Source organism: Faecalicoccus pleomorphus DSM 20574 (assembly GCF_000420345.1).
GTDB lineage: Bacteria > Bacillota_I > Bacilli_A > Erysipelotrichales > Erysipelotrichaceae > Faecalicoccus > Faecalicoccus pleomorphus.
In genome coordinates, this window is sequence record NZ_ATUT01000003.1 from 117055 (window position 1) to 124359 (window position 7305).

Consider the following 7305-nt stretch of genomic DNA (forward strand, 5'->3'; position numbering starts at 1 on the left):
ATTAGTGTTTTTCGGTAAATTCACCATCGACAACATCATCGTTAGTGTGCGTTGTGTTGTCTTGTCCGCCCTGGTTAGCCTGCTGCTGATACATCTGCTGACCAGCCATCTGTGCAGCCTTTTCCAAAGCTTCTAATTTATTGCGGACATCTTCCATATTATTCTCATCCAGAGATTTCTGCAAGTCATCACGCAATTTTTTCGTTTCTTCTGCCTGTTTGGCATCGATTTTGTCTTTGCCATCCTCTAACATCGCATCGATCTGTGCAATGAATCCTTCGGCACGGTTACGTAAATCGATTTCATCTTTACGTTTTTCATCTTCGGCCTTATGTTCTTCGGCTTCACGAACCATACGATCGATTTCATCATCACTTAATCCGCTGGAGTTCTGGATCGTGATAGACTGTTCTTTTCCGGTTCCCTTATCTTTAGCGCTGACATGAACGATACCGTTGGCATCGATATCAAAGGTAACTTCGATTTGAGGCACACCACGTCGAGCCGGTGCGATACCTGTCAACTGGAAGTTTCCTAATTCTTTGTTATCGGCAGCCATTGGACGTTCACCCTGTAATACCTTGATATCTACAGCTGGCTGATTATCCGCAGCGGTTGAGAAAATCTGTGATTTGCTTGTTGGGATCGTTGTGTTACGTGGAATCAATACTGTCATAACACCACCCATAGTTTCGATACCTAATGACAATGGTGTAACATCCAGCAACAATACGTCTTTTACATCGCCGGAGATAACACCACCCTGAATGGCAGCACCCATGGCAACGGCTTCATCCGGGTTAACAGAATGGTTAGGATCTTTACCTAATGCCTTGCGTACAGCTTCCTGTACAGCCGGGATACGAGTGGATCCACCAACCAACAATACCTGGTCGATATCACTCTTAGACAATTTGGCATCACGCAATGCGTTTTCAATTGGAATCATTGTACGATCTACCAAAGATTTTGTCATTTCATCAAATTTAGCACGTGTTAATGTAGCTTCAAAGTGCAATGGACCACTGGCTCCGGCAGAGATAAATGGCAAGCTGATCTGTGTCTGCATAACACCACTTAAATCTTTCTTTGCCTTTTCAGCTGCTTCTTTTAAACGCTGTAAGGCCATTGTATCTTGTTTCAAGTCAATTCCGTTTTCTTTCTTGAATGTATCAGCCATCCAATCAACCAATACGTTATCGAAGTCATCTCCACCTAAGTGTGTATCACCGTTTGTCGATAATACTTCAAAAGTACCATCGGCCAAATCCAGAATACTAACATCGAATGTTCCTCCACCTAAGTCGTAGATCAAAACTTTCTGTTCTTTATCTGTCTTGTCAATACCATAAGCTAAAGCAGCCGCTGTTGGTTCGTTGATAATACGTTCTACTTCCAATCCGGCGATCTTTCCGGCATCTTTAGTAGCCTGACGCTGAGCATCGTTGAAGTAAGCCGGTACAGTGATAACTGCTTTTGTGACAGGTTCTCCTAAATAATCTTCTGCATAAGATTTCAAATACTGCAGGATCATCGCACTGATTTCCTGTGGTGTGTATTGTTTTCCTTCGGCTTCTACTTTCTGGTTTGTACCCATCAAACGTTTAATGGATGAAATCGTATTTTTGTTGGTAACTGCCTGACGTTTAGCGGCATCACCGATAATACGTTCTCCGTTTTTAAATGCTACAACACTTGGTGTTGTACGATTGCCTTCCGGGTTAGGGATTACTTTTGAATCCTTACCTTCCATGACAGCTACACAGCTGTTTGTTGTACCTAAGTCAATACCAATAATTTTTGCCATAGTCGATTCCTCCTTTACTCACTTACCTTCACTAAGGCAGGTCTTAATATACGATCCTTTAACATATAACCTTTCTGCATCACTTCGATAACCATTCCCGGCTCTACACCTTCCTTGGCTTCCTGCATCAAAGCCTGCATCGTATTGTGATCAAAAGGTTGTCCCATTGCTTCAATTTCTTTGATTCCCTCATTTGTTAGCACATTGACTAACTGCTGATGAATCATTTCAAATCCTTTGACATAATTTAAAACTTCTTCATTTTCACTTTGAACCATCAAAGCTCTTTCCATACCATCCAAGATTGGAAGAAGTTCCAGTCCGGCCTGCTGGAAACGATATTTCTTTGTCATATCCGCTTCATTCTGCAGACGCTTTTTCATATTTTCTGTATCGGCATAGGCACGAGCTACATCGTTTTTAGCCTTTGCCAATTCTTCTTTCAAATTTTCGATCTCTGCTTCTAAAGGATTGACTTCTTCGACATTCGCTTCCTTGTCCGCATCATTCTGTTCTTTGATTTCCGGCTGTTCTTCCATCTTTTTTTCTTCTTTTTTCTCATTCTTTTTGCTCATCGTCATTTCCGCCTCCTTTTTGTGCAAAGACATCTTCAATCACGCTGGACATGTAATCCATCAGGGCAACCACTTTGGAATACTGCATTCGATTTGGCCCTACGACCATCAACTGCCCTTCCTCATCGTTGTTGTAATGAAATTTTGTCGTAACGACCGAACAATCTCCAATCTGCAACAACTCATTTCGCTGATCGATCTGAATCGCCACATTATCTTTTTGATCGGTCCACTGATGAAATAAGCTGGAGCTTTCCAATACAGCCATCAGCTCTTTCAGCTTATTTAAATCGCTGAATTCCGGTTGATACAACATATTGCTTCTTCCGGAAACCTTGACCTTTTCTGTGGCAAATCGCATAAATGCTGTCACAAAAGCTTCAAACAACACTTCGTGACGAACAACCTTGGCTGCCATCAAAGGCTCGATTTCTTTCATCTTGTCAACAACTTCACTGATTGGTGTTCCTACCAGCTGATCATTCAACAAATCCGTACATGTCTTAATATCCTGTACCGATACTTCTGTACCAAAATCAAAGACTTTATTCTCTGTATGGCCCTGATCGGTCACGATAATGCCTACCGCACTTTTTTCACTGATCGGAATCAGCTGTACATGCTGAAGCTTTTGTGAACGACTGTCCGGCCCTAAGACGATGCTCGTTAGATTGGTCATGTGACTTAAGATATCACAGCTTTTTTCTACAACTTCATCCAATGAATAATGTCTTTCGGAAAATACCTGCTGCAAGGAATGTTTCACATTGGCATCCAGGTTGGTTTCCATCAGATTCTCTACATAGTACCGATATCCTTTTTGACTGGGAACACGACCGCTGGATGTATGTGTTTTTTCCAGCAGGCCCACTTTTTCAAGGACTGCCATCTCGTTACGAATCGTAGCGGATGATACTGGAAAATCCAACAGCTTCATCAAAGTCTTTGAGCCGACTGGTTCTGCACATCGTGTAAATTCATCGACGATCGTTTTAAAGATGATTTTTTGACGTTGTGTCAGTTCCATATCCAAGGCCCCTTTCTAGCACTCTTGTTCTCTGTCTGCTAACAGTATATCATATTCTTTAGCAAACGCAAGATATTAGTGCTAAAAATTCAAGAAATTTTAAATGCTTTTTCTTGTTTTGGTTTGCTACAATAGAAACATGAAACAAATAGAGTTTATAAACACAACCATTTATGGGGCTGTGTCACTAAAAGATACGACTCGTCCCGATCAAAACAACATGGCTTTGCACGTATGTAATGATGAACAAGGTGTATTATCCAATCGAAAAGAGTTGGAAAAGATCACGATTCCTTTAGAAAACTGGGCTTTGCCATGGCAAAAACATACCGATCATTTTTACCATGTTACATCAAAAGATAAAGGAAAGGGGGCCTTTGATAAACATACCAGCATCATGGATGTCGATGCCCTTTATACAACCGAGCCAAATGTATTGATCGGTGTCTTTACCGCCGATTGTGTTGGTATCTTATTGGTCGATGAAACAACGCCTTGTCTTTGTGTGATCCACTCTGGATGGAAAGGAACCGTACAACAGATCACCGCAAAAACCGTAGATCACCTAATTCAAAATCAGCTTATCCATCCCAAAACTACACAGGCTTTTTTTAGCCCCAGCCTGCAGTTTGATTCTTTGGAAGTAGGCATGGAAGTCATAGAACAGATACAGAAGCTGCCTATAGACACTTCTATATTTATTCGCAGAGTGTCTAACGAAAAAGCTTTATTAGACAATCAGGGAATCAATGCCCAGATGCTGATCAATGCCGGTATCACAAAAGAAAACATTCATCTATCTTCCATCGATACGCTAACCAATATAGATAACGGATTTAGTTATCGCAGAAACAACCGTTTAAAGGAATTTCCTAAATGTGGTGAACATTTCACCTATGGCTATATAAAAGAAAAAACCTCGCATTGAGGTTTTTATGCCTTTTCAGGCAAAGGATGAATAATTTGTATCCGTATTAGGAGGATACAGATATGATTAGTGGTCCTCATGGACAAACTCATTGTAGCTAAAACCCATAAAAAAACAATTTATCCTTGTTATTTCGATGAAACAAAATATTTAAAATCGTTTTTCAAAAAGTTTTTAAACATAAAATCTTCTGAACAAAAATTTTCTATTCTTTCCATCTTTCGCTATAATACATTTGAAAAGAGGAATGGATATGTCCAGAAAAAAAGAACTTCGTCAATCAAAGATTCGTCAGATTTTATTAGAAGAAAGCCGAGTACGCGTAATCGATCTTGCCAGAAGATTGGGTGTCACACCGGAAACCCTACGTAATGATATCAGTGAGATGGAAGCACAGTCTTTACTGATTCGAGAACACGGCTATGCCCGTATTCAAAATCCGATGCAGGAAACACCTTTACTATTTCGAAATCAGGAAAATGCAGAAGCAAAAAAACGAGTCGGCATTCGTGCTTTGAACGAGATCCAGGATGGTTCGGTTGTCTTTTTGGATTCTGGAAGCACCGTTCTGCTAGGGATTCCTGCTTTGCAGGGTAAAAAAAGCTTGACCATCGTAACGAATTCTTTACCGTTAGCCCAACAATGCGCTGCCTTTAATTTCGATATTCTCTTTACCGGCGGTATGATTTATAATGCTGGATTACGCGCCTATGGAACCTTTGCCATTGAAATCATTGATCATGTACATATCGATCTAGCGATCATGGGAACTGACGGCTTTAGAGACTGTGAAGGTTTTACTTCCACCAACATCAATGAACTGGGATTTAAACGACATGTCATGAATCAAACCGAAAAGTTGATCATGGTCACGGACAGTTCCAAGTTTCATGACAAAGCCCCTTTTACATTTTGTAAATTCCGCGAATTTGATATGCTTGTGACCAATGAAATTTCACAGGACGATTTAAATCTTGTCAAAGATATAAAAAAGATCATCCAGGTCTAAGCCATAGGATGATCAATTGTTAATACAAGATATACTTTTTTATCCGATTTGATGTGCGCCAATAAATTTTCTTCAATTTGAGAAGGAGTCATTGTTTCATCATACGGAATGACCAGATCAAAGACCAGATTGACATGTGTTGGACCGGATACGATACGAAAATCATGAAAATTCCAGGAAACACCCAAAGCTTGTATCGCATCGGCGACAAGCTTTTTATAATGCTCAGTCAACGGATCATTGACTTTGACAGGATCCATATGTAGAACCAGTTCAATACCCATCTCTTTTTTGATTTCTCTTTCAATATTGTCAATGGCATCATGCACTTTAAAAATATCATCCGAAGCATCGACTTCCACATGTGCACTGGCAAACAACCGATTGGGTCCATAATTATGAATCATCAAATCATGAACGCCTAATACTTCCGGGCTCTTTAAGATAAAGCGATCTATTTTATTCACCAAGTTCGGGTCTGGCGCTTCTCCCAATAGCGCATTTAAAACCTCACGAATCAAGGTATAAGCATTATATAAGATAATGAATGAAACGATAATACCCATGTACCCATCTAAATTCCATCCAACTAACGGAGAAATCAATGTCGATAAAAAGACAGCACCCGTTCCCATGACATCACTGATCGAATCTAGTGCCGTAGCCTCCAACAAAGAAGAATCATATACTTTAGAAAGTTTTTTATTGTAGGCATACATCCATAATTTAACGACGATGGAAATGCCTAAGATCACAAGTGTAACAATACGAAAATCAATCGCTGAAGGATGCAGGATCTTTTCGATACTTTCTTTAGCCATTTCAATACCGATATATCCTACGATCAATCCCACAAACAAGGAAGCAATGGTTTCACTTCGCTCATGGCCAAAAGGATGATCCTCATCCGCCGGTTTATTAGATACAACAAAAGAGACGATGGAAATGATATTGCTGCAGGCATCGGACAAGTTGTTGATCGCATCGGCACGAATGGAAACGCTATTGACAATCACTCCGATAACATATTTGATCACAAATAAAAACAGGTTAGCTAAAATCCCAATAAAACCGCATAGTCTTCCTACAGCACTTCTAACACCTGAATCTTTCGTGTTCTGATAATCTTTTACAAATCGTTTGACTAATAAATTTACCATACCGCGATTGTATCAAAACACTTTAAGGCATTCAATCAATTTTAGTTACGTTATTCTTACTTTTATGGTACAATACTTGGGCATGGAGACGTATCGAAGTGGTCATAACGAGCTCGACTCGAAATCGAGTTGCCTTCACGGGCACGTGGGTTCGAATCCCACCGTCTCCGCCATATTCATTTTTTCAAAAAATTGAAGCGGTAAAAACTAGTGTATGATTAGTAATTTACTGCTTTTTTACGTTTTAAAGGTCGTCTCCTTTCGAACCTATTTAAGCAGTTCGAAAGGAGTTTTTTTTATATGAAGGAAAATAAATCGATCTGTCGAAAAAGGATCACAATGCAGATGATAGAGGACTTTACCTACAAAACCAAGATTTACATAAAGCTTTTTTCCATACTTAGTATAAATGCCTCATGTCAATTCAAACTGCTTAAATCTCGTTCAAAATTAGGGTAGCGTCAAGAATTATGTGTAAAAGTATATCCTTGGTAAAGCAGATTAGCTCTTGAACCAATCTTCTCTAGTTGTTTGTCCAAAACCTCTATGTACGTGATTCATGTTTTTCTCGTTGTAACGATTGAATTGAATCACAAGGTATTTCTCTTCAGATTTTTCCGTTGGAAATTGTTCTTTCTTTTTGAAACTTCGTTTTAATTGTTTATTGTTTCCTTCAATCAGATTTGTTGAATAAATCGTATGCCTAACACTTTCTGGGTAATCATAGAATGTAAACAGATAGTCATTGTTGCTGAGACTTTTCACCATTGATGGATATTTGTGTTTCCACTTATCGATG

At 39.5% G+C, this 7305-nt stretch carries 7 protein-coding genes and 1 tRNA gene; 3 read left to right on the forward strand and 5 right to left on the reverse strand.

What is annotated here, in order from left to right; all coding sequences use genetic code 11:
• Nucleotide 1 precedes the first annotated feature (1 nt).
• From dnaK to hrcA, 3 genes are read right to left on the reverse strand one after another with little or no spacing between them, the layout of a single operon-like run.
• Nucleotides 2–1807 carry a molecular chaperone DnaK gene (dnaK, locus tag G413_RS0103000; RefSeq protein WP_022789459.1) on the reverse strand — a complete coding sequence of 602 codons (1806 nt, stop codon included), beginning with the start codon at nucleotides 1805–1807 and terminating at the stop codon, nucleotides 2–4.
• Nucleotides 1808–1821: 14 nt separating this feature from the next.
• A complete protein-coding gene (gene grpE, locus G413_RS0103005; RefSeq protein ID WP_022789460.1) occupies nucleotides 1822–2388 on the reverse strand; it encodes a nucleotide exchange factor GrpE in 567 nt (188 codons plus the stop codon).
• Nucleotides 2366–3409 (reverse strand): heat-inducible transcriptional repressor HrcA, encoded by a 1044-nt coding sequence (gene hrcA / locus G413_RS0103010; RefSeq protein WP_022789461.1) that lies wholly within the window; start codon nucleotides 3407–3409, stop codon nucleotides 2366–2368. Before hrcA ends, grpE begins: the two co-directional genes overlap by 23 nt.
• Before the next feature lie 139 nt (nucleotides 3410–3548).
• On the opposite strand from hrcA, the gene G413_RS0103015 reads away from it, so the two are divergent.
• Together G413_RS0103015 and G413_RS0103020 are read left to right on the forward strand one after the other, a co-directional pair.
• The gene (locus G413_RS0103015; protein WP_027969015.1) at nucleotides 3549–4337 is read left to right on the forward strand and encodes a purine nucleoside phosphorylase YfiH/LACC1 family protein; all 789 of its coding nucleotides are present in this window, start codon (nucleotides 3549–3551) and stop codon (nucleotides 4335–4337) included.
• A gap of 253 nt (nucleotides 4338–4590) precedes the next feature.
• On the forward strand, nucleotides 4591–5346 hold the full coding sequence (locus G413_RS0103020; RefSeq protein WP_022789463.1) for a DeoR/GlpR family DNA-binding transcription regulator: 756 nt from the start codon (nucleotides 4591–4593) through the stop codon (nucleotides 5344–5346).
• Here G413_RS0103020 and G413_RS0103025 read toward each other — a convergent pair.
• A complete protein-coding gene (locus G413_RS0103025) occupies nucleotides 5343–6506 on the reverse strand; it encodes a cation diffusion facilitator family transporter (RefSeq protein WP_022789464.1) in 1164 nt (387 codons plus the stop codon). The two genes, G413_RS0103020 and G413_RS0103025, sit on opposite strands and share 4 nt — an antisense overlap.
• An 84-nt stretch (nucleotides 6507–6590) precedes the next feature.
• Here G413_RS0103025 and G413_RS0103030 point away from each other — a divergent pair.
• Nucleotides 6591–6679 (forward strand) — tRNA-Ser (locus G413_RS0103030).
• Nucleotides 6680–7007: 328 nt separating this feature from the next.
• On the opposite strand, the gene G413_RS0103035 is transcribed toward G413_RS0103030, so the two are convergent.
• The coding region (locus tag G413_RS0103035) for a transposase (protein ID WP_027969016.1) at nucleotides 7008–7305 on the reverse strand (298 nt) is incomplete at its 5' end.

Bases quoted from the DNA above. Each gene is read 5' to 3' on its own strand.
- G413_RS0103025 (WP_022789464.1), bottom strand. From the start codon at position 6,506: ATGGTAAATTTATTAGTCAAACGATTTGTAAAAGATTATCAGAACACG.
- G413_RS0103015 (WP_027969015.1), top strand. From the start codon at position 3,549: ATGAAACAAATAGAGTTTATAAACACAACCATTTATGGGGCTGTGTCA.
- grpE (WP_022789460.1), bottom strand. From the start codon at position 2,388: ATGACGATGAGCAAAAAGAATGAGAAAAAAGAAGAAAAAAAGATGGAA.
- hrcA (WP_022789461.1), bottom strand. From the start codon at position 3,409: ATGGAACTGACACAACGTCAAAAAATCATCTTTAAAACGATCGTCGAT.
- dnaK (WP_022789459.1), bottom strand. From the start codon at position 1,807: ATGGCAAAAATTATTGGTATTGACTTAGGTACAACAAACAGCTGTGTA.
- G413_RS0103020 (WP_022789463.1), top strand. From the start codon at position 4,591: ATGTCCAGAAAAAAAGAACTTCGTCAATCAAAGATTCGTCAGATTTTA.